This window comes from Frankia sp. CpI1-P (genome assembly GCF_001421075.1).
In the GTDB taxonomy this organism is placed as follows: Bacteria; Actinomycetota; Actinomycetes; order Frankiales; family Frankiaceae; genus Frankia; species Frankia torreyi.
On the sequence record NZ_LJJX01000004.1, the window covers coordinates 24,364 to 41,386 of the forward strand.

The 17,023-nt window shown below is 73.4% G+C and carries 9 protein-coding genes and 10 pseudogenes; 5 read left to right on the plus strand and 14 right to left on the minus strand.

Features of this window, described 5'->3' with window-relative positions; genetic code table 11:
• The 8 genes and pseudogenes from FF86_RS39680 to FF86_RS03820 form a co-directional block, all read right to left on the minus strand.
• A pseudogene (locus tag FF86_RS39680) lies at nucleotides 1-547 on the minus strand (family 43 glycosylhydrolase); the annotation flags it as partial.
• A 337-nt stretch (nucleotides 548-884) separates the two neighbouring features.
• Nucleotides 885-1,532, minus strand: a pseudogene (locus FF86_RS39685) (STAS domain-containing protein); the annotation flags it as partial.
• 1 nt (nucleotide 1,533) lies between these two features.
• Nucleotides 1,534-1,806 (minus strand): annotated as a pseudogene (locus FF86_RS39690) (SulP family inorganic anion transporter); the annotation flags it as partial.
• A 1-nt stretch (nucleotide 1,807) separates the two neighbouring features.
• Nucleotides 1,808-2,476: pseudogene (locus tag FF86_RS39695) on the minus strand (SulP family inorganic anion transporter); the annotation flags it as partial.
• A gap of 372 nt (nucleotides 2,477-2,848) precedes the next feature.
• Nucleotides 2,849-3,666 (minus strand): annotated as a pseudogene (locus FF86_RS03810) (DUF305 domain-containing protein); the annotation flags it as partial.
• A gap of 120 nt (nucleotides 3,667-3,786) precedes the next feature.
• The coding region (locus FF86_RS39700) for an FHA domain-containing protein (RefSeq protein ID WP_242418132.1) at nucleotides 3,787-4,230 on the minus strand (444 nt) is incomplete at its 5' end.
• Between the two features lies 1 nt (nucleotide 4,231).
• Nucleotides 4,232-5,307: pseudogene (locus tag FF86_RS03815) on the minus strand (FHA domain-containing protein); the annotation flags it as partial.
• 235 nt (nucleotides 5,308-5,542) lie between these two features.
• Entirely contained in the window at nucleotides 5,543-7,327 is a 1,785-nt protein-coding gene (locus tag FF86_RS03820) for a glycoside hydrolase family 15 protein (protein WP_044883358.1), read from the minus strand.
• 415 nt (nucleotides 7,328-7,742) lie between these two features.
• Between FF86_RS03820 and FF86_RS03825 the strand changes: the two genes are divergently transcribed.
• Nucleotides 7,743-8,306: a hypothetical protein gene (locus FF86_RS03825; protein WP_044883490.1), complete on the plus strand. Its 564-nt coding sequence runs from the start codon at nucleotides 7,743-7,745 to the stop codon at nucleotides 8,304-8,306.
• Nucleotides 8,307-9,018: 712 nt separating this feature from the next.
• Here the strand turns inward: FF86_RS03825 and FF86_RS39705 are convergent.
• The coding region (locus FF86_RS39705) for a dolichyl-phosphate-mannose--protein mannosyltransferase (RefSeq protein WP_396229755.1) at nucleotides 9,019-10,089 on the minus strand (1,071 nt) is incomplete at its 5' end.
• 1 nt (nucleotide 10,090) lies between these two features.
• A pseudogene (locus FF86_RS39710) lies at nucleotides 10,091-10,803 on the minus strand (phospholipid carrier-dependent glycosyltransferase); the annotation flags it as partial.
• Nucleotides 10,804-10,843: 40 nt separating this feature from the next.
• Here FF86_RS39710 and rsmI point away from each other — a divergent pair.
• Nucleotides 10,844-11,977, plus strand: a complete 1,134-nt coding sequence (rsmI, locus tag FF86_RS03840; RefSeq protein WP_044883360.1) for a 16S rRNA (cytidine(1402)-2'-O)-methyltransferase — start codon at nucleotides 10,844-10,846, stop codon at nucleotides 11,975-11,977.
• Between the two features lie 283 nt (nucleotides 11,978-12,260).
• Here rsmI and FF86_RS39715 read toward each other — a convergent pair.
• A pseudogene (locus FF86_RS39715) lies at nucleotides 12,261-12,485 on the minus strand (YdcF family protein); the annotation flags it as partial.
• 552 nt (nucleotides 12,486-13,037) lie between these two features.
• On the minus strand, nucleotides 13,038-14,150 hold the full coding sequence (locus FF86_RS03850; protein WP_044883362.1) for an ABC transporter substrate-binding protein: 1,113 nt from the start codon (nucleotides 14,148-14,150) through the stop codon (nucleotides 13,038-13,040).
• A gap of 114 nt (nucleotides 14,151-14,264) precedes the next feature.
• Here FF86_RS03850 and FF86_RS03855 point away from each other — a divergent pair.
• The 3 genes and pseudogenes from FF86_RS03855 to rsmA all read left to right on the plus strand — a co-directional run.
• Nucleotides 14,265-14,894, plus strand: a 630-nt coding sequence (locus FF86_RS03855; protein ID WP_242418133.1) for a TatD family hydrolase, incomplete at its 3' end; no start/stop codon positions are given.
• Between the two features lies 1 nt (nucleotide 14,895).
• A pseudogene (locus tag FF86_RS39725) lies at nucleotides 14,896-15,089 on the plus strand (TatD family hydrolase); the annotation flags it as partial.
• 107 nt (nucleotides 15,090-15,196) lie between these two features.
• Nucleotides 15,197-15,973, plus strand: a complete 777-nt coding sequence (rsmA, locus tag FF86_RS03860; RefSeq protein WP_242418134.1) for a 16S rRNA (adenine(1518)-N(6)/adenine(1519)-N(6))-dimethyltransferase RsmA — start codon at nucleotides 15,197-15,199, stop codon at nucleotides 15,971-15,973.
• Between the two features lie 19 nt (nucleotides 15,974-15,992).
• Here the strand turns inward: rsmA and trpS are convergent.
• Together trpS and FF86_RS39730 are read right to left on the minus strand one after the other, a co-directional pair.
• The coding region (gene trpS / locus FF86_RS03865) for a tryptophan--tRNA ligase (protein ID WP_242418135.1) at nucleotides 15,993-16,767 on the minus strand (775 nt) is incomplete at its 5' end.
• 1 nt (nucleotide 16,768) lies between these two features.
• Nucleotides 16,769-17,018 (minus strand): annotated as a pseudogene (locus tag FF86_RS39730) (tryptophan--tRNA ligase); the annotation flags it as partial.
• Nucleotides 17,019-17,023: the final 5 nt, after the last annotated feature.

Consider the following 17,023-nt stretch of genomic DNA (forward strand, 5'->3'; position numbering starts at 1 on the left):
GCCCGTTGAGCTCCGGTGCGGCCGAGTACACCAGGTGGTCGCGCCCCTGTTCGACGATCATCGAGGGGCTCGCGACCCGCTTCTGCTGCCAGGGCAGGCTGGGGCGCAGCAGTACCGCCGGCTCGCCGGTGAGCACCAGCCCGTCCGAGCGCAGCCGCTGGGCCCACAGCGTCGGGCCCGCGCCGCCGGGCCGTCCCGGGCTGCTCCAGGCCAGGTAGGCGCGCCCGGCGTCGTCCACGAAGGGGCTCGGGTCGGTGCTGCCGCCGTCCGCGGTCTGGCAGACGAACGGGGCCTGCGAGGTGTCCACGAACGGCTCGTCGAGGTGCTCCGAGGTCGCCGCCGAGATGCAGCGAATGCCGAGCTCGTGCCAGATCGTCGTGTAATAGAGGACGTACGAGCCGTCGAACGCGCCGATCGCCGCCGGCCCCAGCCCGCCGCCCGGGTCGGCCCAGTCCGGTGGCGCCTTCAGGGCGTCGGGCTGGGTGGTCCAGCTCCGGCGGTCCCGGCTGGAGAGCAGGCTGATCGTGCCGGGGGTACGCGGGTCCACGCCGACGGCGTAGGTCGTCCGGTTGCGGGTCAGCAGGGACGGCGCCGGGAAGTCGACGCCGGGGACGAGGATGGCCCGGGTCGAGGCGCCCGAGCTCGCCTTGGACAGGTACAACCCGGCGATGACGATNACGATGACGACCACGGCCGGCTGGCGTCGGNCGAAGTCGACCAGACCACCGGTAAGGCCCTTCTCGCCCATGCCGCCACCATCCTCATTGTGAGTATCTGATGGCGGAGTGTATTCACGGTGGGGTGAAGTTGGGCGTCAATCGACTCGTCGGACACTCCCTGTCGCCTCGGTGGTTGTTTCAGTAGTTGTCTCGGTGGTTGTCTTNAGGGGCGGCTCGAGGGGCGGCTCGGCGGTCGTCTCGGGGGGCGGCTCGGTGGTCGTCTCGGGGGGCGGCTCGACAGACAGCCCCCGCAGCAGGGCGGCGCTGCGCGGATTCAGCCCGACGATGGTCACCTCCGTGCCACGTTCGCGGTACTTCGTGCGGACGTCGTCGAGGGCGGCGACCGCGGCGGAGTCGAGGACGTCGGCCTTGGACAGGTCGATGACGACGCGGGCCGGGTCGCGGCCGTAGGCGAAGGCGTCGACCAGGTCCCCCGTCGAGGCGAAGAACAACGTGCCCTGGACGGCGTAGATCCGTTCGCCGCCCTCCGGGTCGAGCACGCTGGTCACCAGGGCCAGGCGGGCGACCTGGCGGGTGAACAGCAGGGCGGCCAGGACGACGCCGACGGCCACCCCGTACGCAAGGTTGTGGGTGGGCACCACGACGGCGACCGTCACGACCATGACCGCGGTCTCGCCGCGGGGCATCCGGCGCAGGGTGGACGGCGCGACGCTGCGCCACTCGAAGGTCATCACCGAGACCAGGATCATCACCGCGACCAGCGCGGACATGGGGATGTGTCGGACGAGGTCGCGCAGCGGCACGACAAGCATCAGCAGGAAGCCGCCGGCGGCGAAGGTCGACAGCCGGCCGNGACCGCCGGAGTTGACGTTGACGATGGTCTGGCCGATCATCGCGCAGCCACCCATCCCGCCGAAGAAGCCGTTGACGACGTTGGCGATGCCCAGGCCCCAGGCCTCGCGGTTCGGGTCGTGGGTGGAGTCGGTCATCCGGTCGACGATCTGGGCGGTCAGCAGCGTCTCCAGCAGGCCCACCGCGGTCAGCGCGACCACGTACGGGGCGATGATCTGCAGGGTCTGCCAGGTGAGCGGGACGTCGGGGAGGCCGGGCACCGGCAGGGAGCTGGNCAGCCGGCCCTCGTCCCCGACCGTCGGCACCGAGACGTGGAAACCGCACGTGACCAGCGTCAGGATCGCCACCGCGACGAGCGGCGCCGGGATCGCCGTCGTGACCCGGGGGACCGTCAGCAGGATCGCCAGGCCCCCCGCGACCAGAACGTAGACCTTCCACGACTCGCCGATGACGTGCGGCATCTGGGCGGTGAAGATCAGGATGGCCAGCGCGTTGACGAAGCCGATCATCACGGTGCGCGGCACGAAGCGCATCAGCCGCGCGACCCCGAGCACGCCGAGGACACCCATCAGCAACCCGACCCCGACGGTGGTCGCGAGCAGGTAGTTCAGCCCGTGCTCGCGGACCAGCGGCGCGGCCACGAGGGCCATCGAGCCCGCGGCGGCGGAGATCATCGCCGGCCGGCCGCCGGTGAACGCGATGATCACCGAGATGGTGAACGACGCGAACAGGCCGACCTTCGGGTCGACCCCGGCCACCACCGAGAACGAGATCGTCTCCGGGATCAGCGCGAGCGCCGTCACCAGGCCCGCGAGCAGCTCCACCCGGACGTGGCGCGCGCCGGGCCAGTGTCGGGCCAGCACGGGCAGGCGCAGTCCCCCGACGACCGCACGACGGCTCCCGGCCGCCACGCCGGCGGCCTCGCGGGCGGAAACACCTGTCATGGAAGCGGACCTCGAGGATCGACGGCGGCGTCGGCGCAGCGCCGAAGCCGCCGTGGCGGGACCGGACCCCTACTCGCCCGCCGCCTGTCGCCACCACGCGACGCATCGATCAGACGGCGACGCATGGATCGGGGGACGGCGCCCCGTGGGGAGACGCGACGGATCCCCGGGAGAGCGCAGCGTGGCGGCATCATCGCCCTGGGAACGACTGCGGGGCAGCGTTCCCCACGCCTCGGGTGCACGACCGGCGGTACGGTCCGGTTAGACGGATCTGACGATACAAAGTCAGCTTCGGTGAGGCGACGGCCGGGTTCGGCCGGTCATGCCCGGGGTGCCCCGAGCCGGGCGAGGGCCTCCTGCATCTGGTCGACNTCGATCGACTGGTTGAGCACCATCGCCCTGGCCAGGCTGCGCGTGCGGTCCGCATCGGCGTGCTGCGCCGCGTACTGCGCCATCGCCAGCCCCCCACGATGGTGGTGCACCATCAGGGTGAGGAACAGGACGTCGAGGTCGCGGCCGTGGATTGTCGCGAGCCGCCGCAGCTCGTTCGGGGTCGCCATGCCCGGCATCCGGGCGGTGTCGCCGGCCGACGCGGCGCCGCCGGCGGTGCCGTTCATACCCGGCATGTCGGTCATGGTCGCCGAGCCGGTGTCGCCGTGCCCCTCGTGCCCGGTGCCGGCCGCCGCGCCCGTGCCGCCCATCCAGCGCATCGGCGCGCCGGCGGCGGTCTGGGTCCGCCCCCAGCCCGACAGCCACGCCGACATGATGCCGATCTCCCGCTGCTGGGTCAGCGCGATGTCCTGCGCGACGCTGCGGGTCGACGTGTCGCCGCCGCGGTCGAACTCGATCATCGCCATCTGCACGGCCTGCGCGTGGTGCTCGGACATGTCGCGGGCGAAGCCGACGTCGACGGAGCTCTCGCCGGGCGGGCGGTCGAGCAGGTCGCCCAGCGCCGCGCCGGCGGCCAGCAGCCCGGCCACCAGCACCACGACGACCGGGGTCCACCACAGGGCCGCCCGGCCCCGGCGACGGCGACGCGGGGCACCGGCCTCGCCCGGCCGGGCTCTGGCGGTGCCGGGCTCGTCTCGCGCGGGCCGGTCGTCCTGCCTGCGCGGCTCGGCTGGGGCGTCTGCGGGCGCGGTGGGGGAGGCGGGCAGGCCGCCCCCGGCGCGCAGCTCTGAATCGCTCATCGTCCGTCAAGTCTGACGTAGGTGCCGACGTTTCGCGCGCCACCCCCCGCGAGCCTCCCCGTTTCGGCCGCGGGGACCAGGGTCAGCCGCGGGCGGTGGGGTCGGCCGCGGGCGGTGGGGTCAGACGTGCAGGTGTGAGTTGAAGACGAAGGTCCGCTTGCCGACCTGGACGCGGGTGCCGGGCACCAACGGGGCGGGCTGGTGCGGGTTGAGGGGGGTCCACACGGTCGCCTCGGGCGGCGCGATGTAGGTGCCGTTGGCCGAACCCTGGTCGGTGATCACCGCGTCCCAGCCGGCCAGGGTGATCACGGCGTGTACCCGGGAGACGGCGCTCTCGCCGTCCTCGACTGGCAGCGCCCGCGCCTTGCCGGCCCGGACGGCGTCGTCCCGGTCGGGCTGGCGGCCGATGACCAGATCCATGTCGACGTCCATCGTCTGCCCGTCGTCGAACACGAGCACCCCGACGGTCGGCCGCGGGCCCCACACCGTGCGGGAGCCCTGCTGGGCCAGCGACAGGCCGCACTCGGCGCAGTACGGCGCCTGCGGGTGGTTGAAGTGCCCGTTNGCGCACAGCACCCCCTCGACCTGGGGCTCGGAGCCGCTGGGCAGCATCGTCGGGGCCTCGTCGTCCTCGATGAGGTCGGAGACGGTGAAGGTCTGCCCGGGCAACTGGGTCATGGCGTCGTGCTCGTCGTCGGTGAGGTCGTCGCCGAGCCCGTCGTCGAGGCCGTCCGACAGGGGCTCGGCATGGCCGCCGAGCTGGCCGAGGCGGCCGAGCTGGCCGAGCTGGCCGCCGGGGCCGGAGTCGACAGCGGCGTGGCCGATCACCTCGCGCCCGGCGAGCTCGGTCGGCGGGTCCTCGTCGAGTTCGTCGAGTTCGTCGAGGTCGGCGGCCTGGGTGGGCTCCGCCGCCGCCCGGCGACGGTGGGCCTCCTCCTCCTCGCTGAGCAGCGGGGCCAGCGCCGGCGGGGTGGTCGACATCGGGTCCGGGGCGCGCGAGCCGGGCGTGGGGATCGCCGCGGCGCCGGTCATCGGGTCGCGCAGCGGATCGAAGCCGGCGAGCAACTGGTCGGCCGACGCCTTGGGGGCGGGCAGCGCGGGCGCGTCGCTGAGCAGCAGGCTCACGCCGATCCCGGGCACCGCGCCGATCCGCAGGTCGAGGGGGAAGCCGAGGTCGCCGAGGCCGCCGGGGAAGCCGGTCGGGCCGACGATGCCGGTCGGCCCGACGTCGATCCGGGCGATCTCCGTCGGCAGCAGCCGGTCGACCCAGGTGGCCGAGTCCACGCCGGACAGCGTCACCCCGGACGTCCCGGACGCCACGACGTCCATCGCCCCGTGGACGAGCGCCGCGACGCGGTCGTTGACGGTGGTCAGCAGGCTGAAGTCGGGCACCCGGTCCGGGTCGGCGTCGGCGAGGACCCCGGCGACCCGGCGCACGAGCCGGCGACCCATGGTCGACGCGGTCGTGCCCACCTCCGCGGCCACCTCGGCGCACAGCCCGAGCAGCCTGCTGGTGATCTCGGCGGTCTCGGGCCGGCCGGCCCGGGCGACGATGAGCGCGCCGGGCAGCCGGACGACCACCCCGGTCCGATCCGGGTGCCCGGACTCCACGACCACCCGGAAATGGTCCAGTCCCGCCATGACCTCGCCCCTCGTCCCCACACCCCGCGCCGCGCCGGTCATCACCGCCGGCAGCCTCGTGGCACATCCTCGCCGCTCGGTGCGGCCCGTCCGGTACGGTCCTATCCTGCCGTGCCCACGGGTCGGCTGGTACCGCCTTACCGTCACCGCGGCCGGTGATGTCCGGGGCCCGACAGGCGAGCGCGCGCCGCGGGCGCGTCACCCGCCCGCCGGGTGGTCGAGGGCGGGGCGGCGGTTACCCCAGGGCCCGGTCCAGGTTGATCGCCGCGCTGATCAGCGCCAGGTGGGTGAACGCCTGCGGGAAGTTGCCGAGCGCCTCGCCGGAGGAGCCGATCTCCTCGGCGTAGAGGCCCACATGGTTGGCGTAGGTGAGCATCTTCTCGAAGACCATCCGGGCCTCGCTCACCCGGCCGGCCCGGGTCAGCGCCTCCACGTACCAGAACGAGCACAGGTTGAACGTGCCCTCGTCGCCGGTCAGCCCGTCGCTGCCGTCGGCGGCGTAACGGCGCACCAGGCTGTCGCTGACGAGGTCCTCGCCGAACCGGTCCAGCGTCGAGAGGAACCGCGGATCGGTGGGTCCGGAGAACTTCACCAGCGGCATGCACAGCAGGGACGCGTCCAGCCGCGGTGAGCCGGGGAACTCCATGTAGGCGCCGCGGGTGGGATTCCACGCCTCGTTCTGCACGAACCGGTACGCCTGACCGGCGTAGTCCTTCCAGTCGTTCGTCGGGCCGGGCAGGCCCCGCTGGCGCGAGATGCGGCAGGCCCGCTCGAAGGCGACCCAGGTCATCAGCGCCGAGTAGGTGAAGCGCTGGCGCCCGCCGCGGGTCTCCCAGATCCCCTCGTCCGGGGTGTCCCAGTGCTTGGCCAGCCAGTCGAGCTGGCGGCCGAGGGCCTCCCAGAGCTGGAAGGAGATCGGAACCTTCTTGTTGTACAGGTAGACCGAGTCCATCAGCTCGCCGTAGATGTCGAGCTGGAGCTGCTCGGCGGCGGCGTTGCCGATGCGCACCGGCTTCGAACCGCGGTAGCCGGCGAGATGGTCCAGGACGATCTCGTCCAGGTGGGCGTTGCCGTCGACGCTGTACAGCACGTACAGCCCGGAATCCTTCGGTGCCTCGTGGCAGCGCTGCTCCAGCCAGTCCATGAACGCGGCGGCCTCGTCGGTGAAACCCAGGGCCATCAAGGCGTAGGTGGTGAACGCCGCGTCCCGGATCCAGGTGTAGCGGTAGTCCCAGTTGCGCACGCCGCCGAGCTCCTCCGGCAGCGAGGTGGTCGGCGCCGCCACCAGCGCGCCGGTGGGCCGGTAGACCAGCAGCTTCAGCACCAGTGCGCTGCGTAGGACCATTTCTCGCCAGCGGCCGTGGTAACGACTGCGCCGCAGCCACGCCTGCCAGTAGTTCAGCGTCCGGGTGAACAGCGTGTCCGCCTCGCCGGTGATCAGCGGACGGATCGTCGAGTTCCATTCGAGCACGATGTCGGCGGTCTCACCCATGGGCAGGTCGAACTCCGCGAACACGGCGGTGCCGTCGACCCGCAGCGGCAGCGCGGTGCGCAGCACGAGGGTGCCCTTCACCGATTCGAACACCGCCCCCGAGCCGGGGACCAGCGTCACCGTGTGCGCGGCGCGCCCGTAGTCGAACCGCGGGTCGCAGCGCAGCCGGAACGTCGCCGTCCCGCGCACGGCGCGGGCCTGGCGGACGACGACGTGCGGCGTCTCCGCGACGTCGCTGTCCACCGGGACCATGAAGTCGACGACCTCGCCGACCGCCCGTGGGGTGAGGAAACGGGTCATCAGGATGTTCGAGTCGGGCAGGTAAAGCTGCTTCGCCCGCGAGTCCGGACAGTGGATGCGGAACGATCCGCCGCGATCGGCGTCGAGCAGGCTCGCGAAGACCGACGGCGCATCGAAGCGTTGCGGGCAGTACCAGTCGATCGTGCCATCCGTGGCGACCAGGGCCACGGTACGCAGGTCGCCGATGACCGCGTGCTCCTCGATGGGCGGGTAGTCGGTGTCGGGCATTCGTAGGCTCCGCGAGGCGTGATTGGCCGAGGATCCGACCAGGGATTCTGCGGGGGACGGAGAGGGAGGACGCCACCGCGCGAGCACAACCCGACGCCGAGCCGCTCGCGTCCTCCCGGCCGCCGCCGGTCGCCACCCGAGCGATGGCAACCAGGCGAAGGTAACCCGCCGGGACGGTCCACGCCCATCACTGCCGACAAGCCGAAAAACGGGCCCAACCCGCCGTGTGAAATCGCGGTGTCGGCGATGCGTCGGCGCCGGGTCCGCGCCGCGTCTGTGGAGGTCACCGGGTCGGTGGAACCCTCGTCGCTACTGGCGGTCCGGGGCGGTCGCGGGCGGTGGCGGGGGCGGCGTTCGCACCCCGGTGGGGGGTCTCGCCGCGCGGGCGTCCGAGGTCGCCACCTACGATCACGCCATGGCCGCCCACCCTCCGACTGCCGAGGACGGTCGTGCCGCGCTGGTGATGTTCGCTCGGGGCGACCGGGTCTTCCCGGTCGACGACCTCGGTGGCGGGATCTGGTCGCGGCGCGGCACCGTGCTGGCCGTGCACGCGGCCGGGCGCCGCGAGCCGGCCGAGCAGCCCGGGCCGGTACGCGTCGAGTCGACCCGCAGCGCGGCACCGGTCACCGCGCGGGCGACGGTCCTCTGGGACGACGGCAGCGCCGAGGTGCTGGCCGAGGATCAGCTCTGCCTCGTCTACGACCAGGAGGCCCCCGTCGGCATGCGGGTCGTCACCCTGCCGATGGACGAGCCGGTGGATGTGGTGCAGCACGGCGGGCACGTCGTGCTGGTGCTGCGCGACGGCCTGGTCTCGCCCGCGGTCGTGGAGTCGCTGCGCGACAAGCTGCGGCGGGTGCGGGCGGCGCTGACTCCGGCGCGGCCGGATCCCGCCTCCGCGGCCGAGCTGCGTCGGCGGGACCTCGACCTGCTGCGGGCCTTGATCGCACAGCTCACCGGGGGCGCGCCCGAGCCCCGCTGACGAGTGCCTACAGGTGCTGGGTGCCCGCGGGTGCCGAGTGGCCGGCGGATGCTGGGTGCCGATGGGTACCCGCGGCCGGGCGGGGCGCCCCGGCCGCCGCCGTCGCGATGTCCGCCGTCGCGATGTCCGCGGTCAGGACGTCGAGTACGGCCCGGGGCGCACTCCGCCCGGGCCGTAGGCGTTGCCGTTCATCCCGGCCCGCGGCTGCTCGGTCATCGCCTGGNTCACCTTCGACGCGATCGCCTCGGTGAGTCGGATCGCCTGCGTGAGGGACAGGTTCAGCACGATCTCGCTGTCATCGGTCATCGCGAAGCGCACCGACACATCGGCCATGGTGGTTCCTCCCAGTCTCGGTCCGCCCGACACCCGGCTCCGGTGGTTGGAGGTCGGAGGGAGACCCGCACGGGCGCTACCTGCCGTGCGGCCTCGGGGCATGGTGACCGCCCCACCATCCCCGATGGGGATCTCACGCCGTACGTGACCCCCCCTGTCGCCCCCACCGATGAGACTGCTAGCGGCGTGTTGCTTCGACTCTGGGTGATCAGTCAACTGCGATAGCCCCCGTGTCTGCGCGCCAACCCGGACGGGAGTGTCCTTTTGTGAGGATGGCATCGCTTTCGGTGGTCGCGTGGGGCATCGGGGCGGATCGAGTGAGAGAGCTCACATCGAGCCCACGCCGCCGGGTCGGCGCGCCGTGTGGGGGTTCCCCGGTTCAGATCCAGCCGGGGAACCACATCCTGGCCCGCCACGAGGAGTAGGGGATCACCTGCGCGGCGAGGATCGGGTAGAAGTACGCGAACAGCAGGACGACGACGATCGTGTAGACGCCGACCGTCAACGCGCCGGTGAGCCGGCGGGCGTCGGAGGCCTCCCGCGGGCCGAGCGCGAGCCCCGCCAGCGCCGTGATCCCGAGGACGAGGAACGGCAGGCACGGCAGCGCGTAGAAGAAGAACATCGTGCGGTTCGGGAACAGCAGCCACGGCAGGAAGGCCGAGCCGAAACCGACCAGCACCAGGGCCGCCCGCCAGTCCCGCCGGGTCACCCACCAGGCGAGCATCCCCACCAGGCAGGCGGTGCCCACCCACCACACCGCCGGGTTGCCCAGCGCCAGGACCTCCCGGGAGCAGCCGGCCGGGTCGTGGCAGCCGGACGTCCCGTAGGCGGGCGACGAGTAGTAGTACGCCACCGGCCGGGCCATCACCAGCCAGCTCATCGGGTGCGAGGCGAAGGCATGCCCCTGGTCGAGGCCCTCGTGGAACTTCAGCACCGCCATCTGGTACTTCCACCAGCCGTGCCACGCCGCGCCGAACCCGTCGCCGTAGAAGTGCCGGTAGTAGCCGCCGTCGGTGACGAACCAGCCCGTCCAGGTGGCCAGGAACGTCACGATCGGGACGATCACGAACATCGCGGCCCAGGCGGGCAGGTCCCGTCGCAGCGCCCCCAGCACGGGCCGCTGCGCACCGCCGGTGCGCCGGGCGCCGATGTCCCAGGCGATCGCGAGCGCCGCGAAGCCGATGATCGTGTACAGCGCGCTCCACTTCACGCCCATCGACAGGCCGAGCGCCACCCCGCAGGCCAGTCGCCACCGGCGGAATCCCAGCCGGGGCCCGTACAGCTCGCGCAGCCGATCCTGACGGCCGGCCGCGGCGCCTGAGTCGGCTGTCGCCGCCGATTTCGCCGTAGCTACGGAGTTCGCCGCGGCCGTCGAGTCTGCTGTGGTGGCGGAGCCTGCCGAGTCCATGCCCGCGCCGTCCGCGCCTGGCGAGCCGGCGACCGGCGGGGGNGGTGCGGGTGGCGGACCGGAGCCTCGGGCCAGGGCCGCGCTCAGGCGGTCGGCGAGCCGGGCCCGTCCGTCGTCGCGGTCGAGCAGCAGGCACGCCAGCGCCACGACGACCCCGGTCATCAGGAAGATGTCGAGGATCCCGATCCGGCTCTGCACGAACTCCAGGCCGTCCATGGCGAGCAGCAGGCCGGCGAAGCAGCCCAGCAGGGTCGAGCGGAACATCCGCCGGGCGGCTCGGGCGAGGACGAGCACGGCCAGCGTGCCGAACAACGCCGAGGAGAACCGCCAGCCGAGCTCCGGGTCGCCGTGCGGGACCCCCCCGCAGTTCGTGTACCCGAACAGGCCCTCGGAGGCGGCCATCAGCCACTTGCCGAACGGCGGATGGACGACGTACGCCGGCCCGGAACAGGACCTCGAGTCGATCTCGTAACCGGCGGTGAGCAGGCCCCAGGCGTCCTTGGTGTAGTAGACCTCGTCGAAGTACACCCCGCGTGGCTGGGTGATGTTCCAGAACCGCAGCAGGCCGGCCAGCACCGCGACCGACAGGGTCGCCAGCCACCCGGCCAGCGGTGAACCCGGCATCGGCGGGCACAGCCGCTCACGCAGCGCCTCGGCCCGCGTCCGCCGCGGACCGAGCGGGTCCGGACCGGTCACGGGCGGCGTGTCGCCTCCTCCGCTCGCACTCCAGGGCACGTGGGCCGTCGTCGCCGTCACACCGATCAGGGTAGGTCCTGGCTCCTGACACACTGGGCGGGTGTCCGGGACCCTGGTGCTGTGCGGCGCTCCGATCGGTGATGTCCGGGACGCGAGCCCACGCCTCGGTGAGATCCTCGCCACGGCGGATGTGATCGCGGCCGAGGACACCCGGCGGGTGCTCCGGCTGGCGCACGCCCTCGGCGTCACCATCTCCGGCCGGATCGTGTCCTGCTACGACGCGGTGGAGGGCGCCCGCGCCGCGCTCCTGACCGACTACCTGCGTGAGGGGGCCACGGTCGCCCTGGTCACCGACGCCGGAATGCCGGCGGTGTCCGACCCCGGCTTCCGCGTGGTCGCCGCGGCCGCTGCCGCCGGCATGACCGTCACCGTCGTGCCCGGCCCGTCCGCGGTGACCGCCGCCCTGGCCGTCAGCGGCCTGCCCACCGACCGGTGGACCTTCGAGGGCTTCCTGCCGCGCAAGGGCGCCGACCGGCGTTCCCGGCTGCGCGAACTCGGCAACGAGACCCGCACGATGGTGTTCCTGGAGTCCCCGCACCGGCTCCCGGCGGGCCTGGGCGACCTGATCGCCGCCTTCGGTGCCGACCGCGCCGCGGTGCTGTGCCGGGAGCTGACCAAGACCTTCGAGGAGATCGTCCGCGGCGATCTCGCGGCCCTGCTCGCCTGGGCCACCGACGGCCGCGTGATCCGCGGGGAGTTCACCCTGGTGATCGCCGGCGGCGCCAGGCGCGGACCGGTGACCGTCGATTTCGCCGCCGCGGAGGCGGCCAGGCCCGTCCAGTCCCCTCCACCCGCCGCCAGCTCGCCCGCCGCCCGGCCGGCTGCTGCCGGCTCGTCCGCCGCCGGCCTGTCCGCCGCGGGTTCGTCCGCCGTCCTCCTGCCCGCTGCCGGCTCGTCCGCCGTCGGTGGGCCTGCCGTCGGTTCGCCCCTCGGCGGTTCGCCTAGCGGCGGATCGGAGGAGCTCGACGCCCCTGCCGACGTTGCGGGCTCCGTCGACTCGGTCGATGCTCGGGTCCTCGCCGCCGACGTCGCCCGCCGCACCGCCGCCGGCATGCCGCGCAAGGAGGCCCGCCGGGCGGTCGCCGCCGACCACGGCGTGTCCCGCAACGATGTCTACGCCGCCGAACTCGCCGTCCGTGCGCCCCGCCCCGCCCCGCCCGACCGTCCCCGCTAGGTCGGCCGTTCCCGTCAGGTCGGCCGTTCCCGTCAGGACCGACCCGAACGGCCGCGCCGGTCCCGACCAGCCGACGGTCAGCAGTTGCAGGAGGTCGTTCGCGGTTCGCCTGCCTGCTACCGCGAATAACCTCCTGCAGTTGCCTCTGCAACCACCGGCGTCGGACGGCTGGCCACGCCCGCACGTCGGGGGCGGGGCTTCCGGGAGGCGCGGGCACGGTTCCGCGGAACCCCAAGATCGCCGAGGTGGGGGCTGGAGTCGGGAGTGGGGCTCGCGGCGTGGGTCAGCAGCCCCGCTGGAGCAGCAGGGCCTTGCCCATCGCGGCCCATTCGTAGATGATCATGTAGGGCCACAGGCGGCGGGGCGGCGGCACCCCGATCATCCGGACCTCGCCGGGGTAGCAGCGGCCAAGCCGTAGCCGGGCCCGGGTGCTCTGCGACGTCGAGGTGATCACGATCAGGGAGTGCCAGCCGCGCCGTGCCGCCGCGGCACCCACCCAGCGGGACTCNCCCTGGGTCGTCAGGGGGCTGGGCGCGAAGCAGATCACCTCCACGCCGGGGATGGCGTCGGGGCAGGGGTCGTCGGCGGTCGGCGTCGAGACGGCGAGAACCGGGGCGTAACCGGCGCGGGCGAGGGCGACCGCCCGTTCGAGCCGGCCAGCACTGCCGGCGAACATGACGATGGCGTCGACCGGCGCCGGCTGTTCGCGCTGGGGGAAGACGAACAGCCGTGCGGTGGCCGCAGTGAACGCGACCGCCAGGGCGCCGACCAGGGCGATGGCGATGGCCCGGCGGCGCGACGTGCCGGCCGGCGCGCGCTCGAGCGGACCCGCCGCCATGGACCTCCCTTCAGGGCGGCTCGGCGCCGCCGTGGCCATCGTGGAGCCTCGTTCCACCGCGTGGACCCGAGCCAACCACGGCTCACCAGCTCCGGGTGGGCTCACCCGCCGCAACCCGCCGCCCCGGACAACACCGAGATGCGGCGCCGACGGGCGGCCCGTCTCCCTGCCGCCCTACGCCGACGCCGCCCTACGCCGACGCCGCCCTACGCCGACGCCGCCCTACGCCGACGGGGAGGTGGAGGTCGGCGGTGCCGAGGCCGGCCGGCTGGTGATCCGGCGGGGATGGGCGAACGTGGCCCGGGCGGCCTCCCTTGGCCACACGGTGCGTGACGCGCCGTCCTGCCACTGCACGATCGGGATCTGGTGGCCGACCTGCAGCCCGGTCGCCTCGTCCAGCCGAAACCGGCCGAGCAGCGTCGTCGTGTCGATACCGCGGGCGGCGGCGAGCACCGAGGCGTCCTGCACGCCCCCGCAGAACCGGATCGCCCGCCCCAGGATCAGGCCGGTGACGTAGGCCCAGGCGGCCGTCTCCGTCGGCGCGACGCCGTGCAGGGCGGTGTAGTCGGCGGTGAACTCGCGCGCCGTCGGGCCGGTGGCGGTCGGCTGGGTGCTCTCCGGCATCCAGCTTCCCGGGGCGAGCAGTTGCTCGCGCAGGTCGCCAAGGCTGGCGGTGGCCTGGGCGCTGACGGCGGTGGAGAATGCCGCCGCCCGCCACGGCCGGCGCAGCAGGATGTTCGCCGCGGCCAGCTCGTCGTCGGGGCTCGCGTGCACGATGAGGACGTCGCCCGGGGGTAGCCGGGTCGCGGCGAGTGTGGCCTTCCCCGGCGCGAAGACGTGCGAGGCGACCTCGAACGCCTGGGCGGTGGCGGCTGCCCTGGCCACCGAGGTGATCTCGACCGCGGTGTCGCCCGAGGCGAGCAGGACGACCTTGCGGGCCCGCCGGTCGGCCGCCCGCACCGCCGCGAGGACCCCCCGTGGCCAGGTCGAGGTGGCCGCGGCGATGTTGACGACGTTGGGGAACGCCTGCCGGACGAACCTGGTCGACGGCGCCCCCGTGTTGAACACCACCCGGTCGGTCGCCGCGCAGGCCGCCAGGGCCGCCCGGTGGCCGTAGGGCCCGAGCAGGGCGTCCGGACGGCCGGCGACGGCGGCTCGCATCGCGGCCGCCGGGTCGGGGTAGGCGTCGTACGCGGTGAGGCTCACCTCGTCCCAGGGGGCGGGGAGCCGCTCGTCGCGCGCCCACAGGGTGACGCCGCGCAGACCGGCCAGGCCCTGGGCGGCGTCCGGCCCGGTCAGCGGGGTGACGAGGGCCACGGTCAACGGCGTCGTCATCGGCAGGAATCCTCGCAGTCGCTCACGAGATAAGCGTCCCATGCTTGATAGGCGCATTCCTCGGCGCGCCCGGCAGCGGCCGTAGACTTCACCGGATGCGGAAGGATGGGTGAGGTGGCGCGAAACTCTGACCGGGCGGGCGAACCACCGCCGCCGCCCGATCCCCTGCCGGTGGCCGTCGTCGACAGCCACTGCCACCTCGACCTCATGGACACCGAGGTGGACGCCGCGATCGCGGCCGCCGTCGCCGTCGGCGTCACCCGGGCCGTCACCGTCGGGGTGGACCTGCCGACGAGCCGGTGGCAGGCCGACGTCGCCGACGCCCACCCGGAGCTCTACGCGGCCGTGGCCATCCACCCCAACGAGGCCGCCCACGGTGTGAGCGAGGAGACGTTCGCGGCCATCACCGAGCTTGCTCGCCGGGACAAGGTCCGGGCCATCGGCGAGACCGGGCTGGACTACTTCCGCACCCCGCCGGAGGCGCACGCCGTCCAGCAGGAGAGTTTCCGCCGGCACATCGCGATCGCCAAGGAGACCGGCCGCGCCCTGATGATCCACGACCGGGATGCGCACGAGGACACGCTGCGCATCCTCGCCGAGGAGGGTGCTCCGGACACGGTCGTCTTCCACGCCTTCTCCGGCGACGCCGAGATGGCGAAGGTCTGCGCCGACGCCGGCTACGTGATGTCCTTCGCCGGCAACGTGACCTTCAAGAACGCGGCAAACCTGCGCGAGGCGGCCGCCNTCGCCCCGGCCGAGCTGCTGCTCGTCGAGACCGACGCGCCGTTCCTCACCCCGGTGCCCTGGCGGGGCCGGCCCGGCGGTCCCTACCTGATCCCGCTGACGCTGCGGGTGCTCGCCGAGACCCGTGGGGTGGGCGTCGCCGAGCTCGGCGCGTCGATCGCCGCCAACGCCGAGCGGGTGTTCGGGCCCTGGTAGGCACCGACGCGCTGCTCGCACCGGCCGAGCTGCGGGCGCTGGCGCACGCGCTGGACCTGCGGCCGACGAAGCGCCGTGGGCAGAACTTCCTGGTCGACGCGAACACCGTGCGCCGCCTGGTGCGCCTGGCCGACGTCGGTCCACGCGACACGGTCCTGGAGATCGGTCCGGGTCTCGGCTCGATGACCCTGGGGCTGCTCGGCACCGCCGGCGCAGTCGTGGCCGTCGAGGTGGACGCGCCGCTGGCCGCCGCCCTGCCGGTGACCGTCGCCGCCCGGCTGCCCGCCGAGGCCGCGGCGCGGCTGCACGTGGTGCTCGCCGACGGGCTGCGGCTGGGACCGGCGGACCTGCCCGCGGGCGTGCCCGCCCCGGACGTGCTCGCCGCGAACCTGCCCTACAACATCGCGGTGCCGCTGCTGCTGGGCGTGCTCGAACGGCTGCCGTCGCTGCGCCGCGGCCTGGTGATGGTGCAGGCGGAGGTCGCCGACCGGCTGACGGCGCCGCCCGGCAGCCGGGTGTACGGCGCGCCCAGTGTGAAACTGGCCTGGTACGCGCGCAGCCGCCCGGCCGGCGGCGTGCCCCGCCCGGTCTTCTGGCCGCAGCCGAACGTCGACTCCGGGCTGGTCGCCTTCACCCGCCGGACCCCGCCGGCGCCGGCGGAGCTACGCGCCGAGGTGTTCGCCGCCGTCGACGCCGCGTTCGCCCAGCGCCGCAAGACGCTGCGCACCGCTCTGGCCCCCTGGGCCGGCTCGCGCGCCGCCGCGACGACCCTGGCGGAGGCGGCCGGGGTGGATCCCGGCGCCCGCGGCGAGACCCTCGACGTCGAGGCCTACTGCCGCCTCGCCGCCGCCCGCGTCGCCGCCGAGCGCGCGCCCGCGGACTAACGTCGCCGGAGAGNCTCGGTCAGAGGGAGGCGATGCCGACGGCGCGGCGGACGCCCTGGAGGACGGGGCGGGCGCGGTCGCGGGCCTGCTCGGCGCCGGCGGCGAGGATGGCGTCGAGCTCGCTGCCGGGGGCGACGAGCGCCTCGTACTGCTCACGCAGCGGCGACAGCCAGGCGTTGACGGTCTCGAACAGGGCGTTCTTCAGCTCGCCCCAGCCCGTGCCGCCCTGCTCCAGGCGGGTCCGCATCTCCTTGATCGCCTCGGGGGTGGCGAAGTTCTCGAACAGTGCGAACGCCGCCGAGGTGTCCGGGTCCTTCGGCTGCTCCACCGGTGTGCTGTCGCTCACGATGCCGCGGATGAGCTTCCGTAGCTGCTTCTCGGGGGCGAACAGGGGAATCGTGTTCTTGTAGGACTTGCTCATCTTGCGGCCGTCGGTTCCGGGCAGCGCCCGCGCCGAGATGCCGGCCGGATAGATTCCCTCCGGAATCCTCAGGCTGAAGACGTCGCCGAAGAGATGGTTGAACGAGCCGGCGATGTCGGCGGCATATTCGACGTGCTGCGACTGGTCCTGCCCGACGGGCACCACGTCGGTGTTCATGATGAGAATGTCGACGGCCATCAGAATCGGGTAGTTGAACAGGCCCATGTTGATCCCGGCGTCCAGATCCGCCACGCCGGACTCGGCGTTGCGGTCGCGGGCGGCCTTGTAGGCGTGCGCCCGGTTCATCAGGCCCTTGCCGGTGACGCAGGACAGCACCCAGGACAGCTCGAAGATCTCGGGGACGTCGGACTGGNGGTAGAAGACCGTGCGCGCCGGGTCGAGGCCGAGCGTGATCCAGGTGGCCGCCACCGACCGGGTGTAGCTCGCCAGCTCCCTGCGGTCGCGAATCGACGTGAGGGCATGGTAGTCGGCGATGAAGTAGATCGACTCGTAGGTCGAGGTGAGCTCCAGCGAGGGCCGGATCGCTCCGATGTAGTTCCCGAGATGCGGCTCGCCCGTCGGCTTGATGCCGGTCAGCGAGACCTTCGGCTGTTGCGCTGCCATGGCTG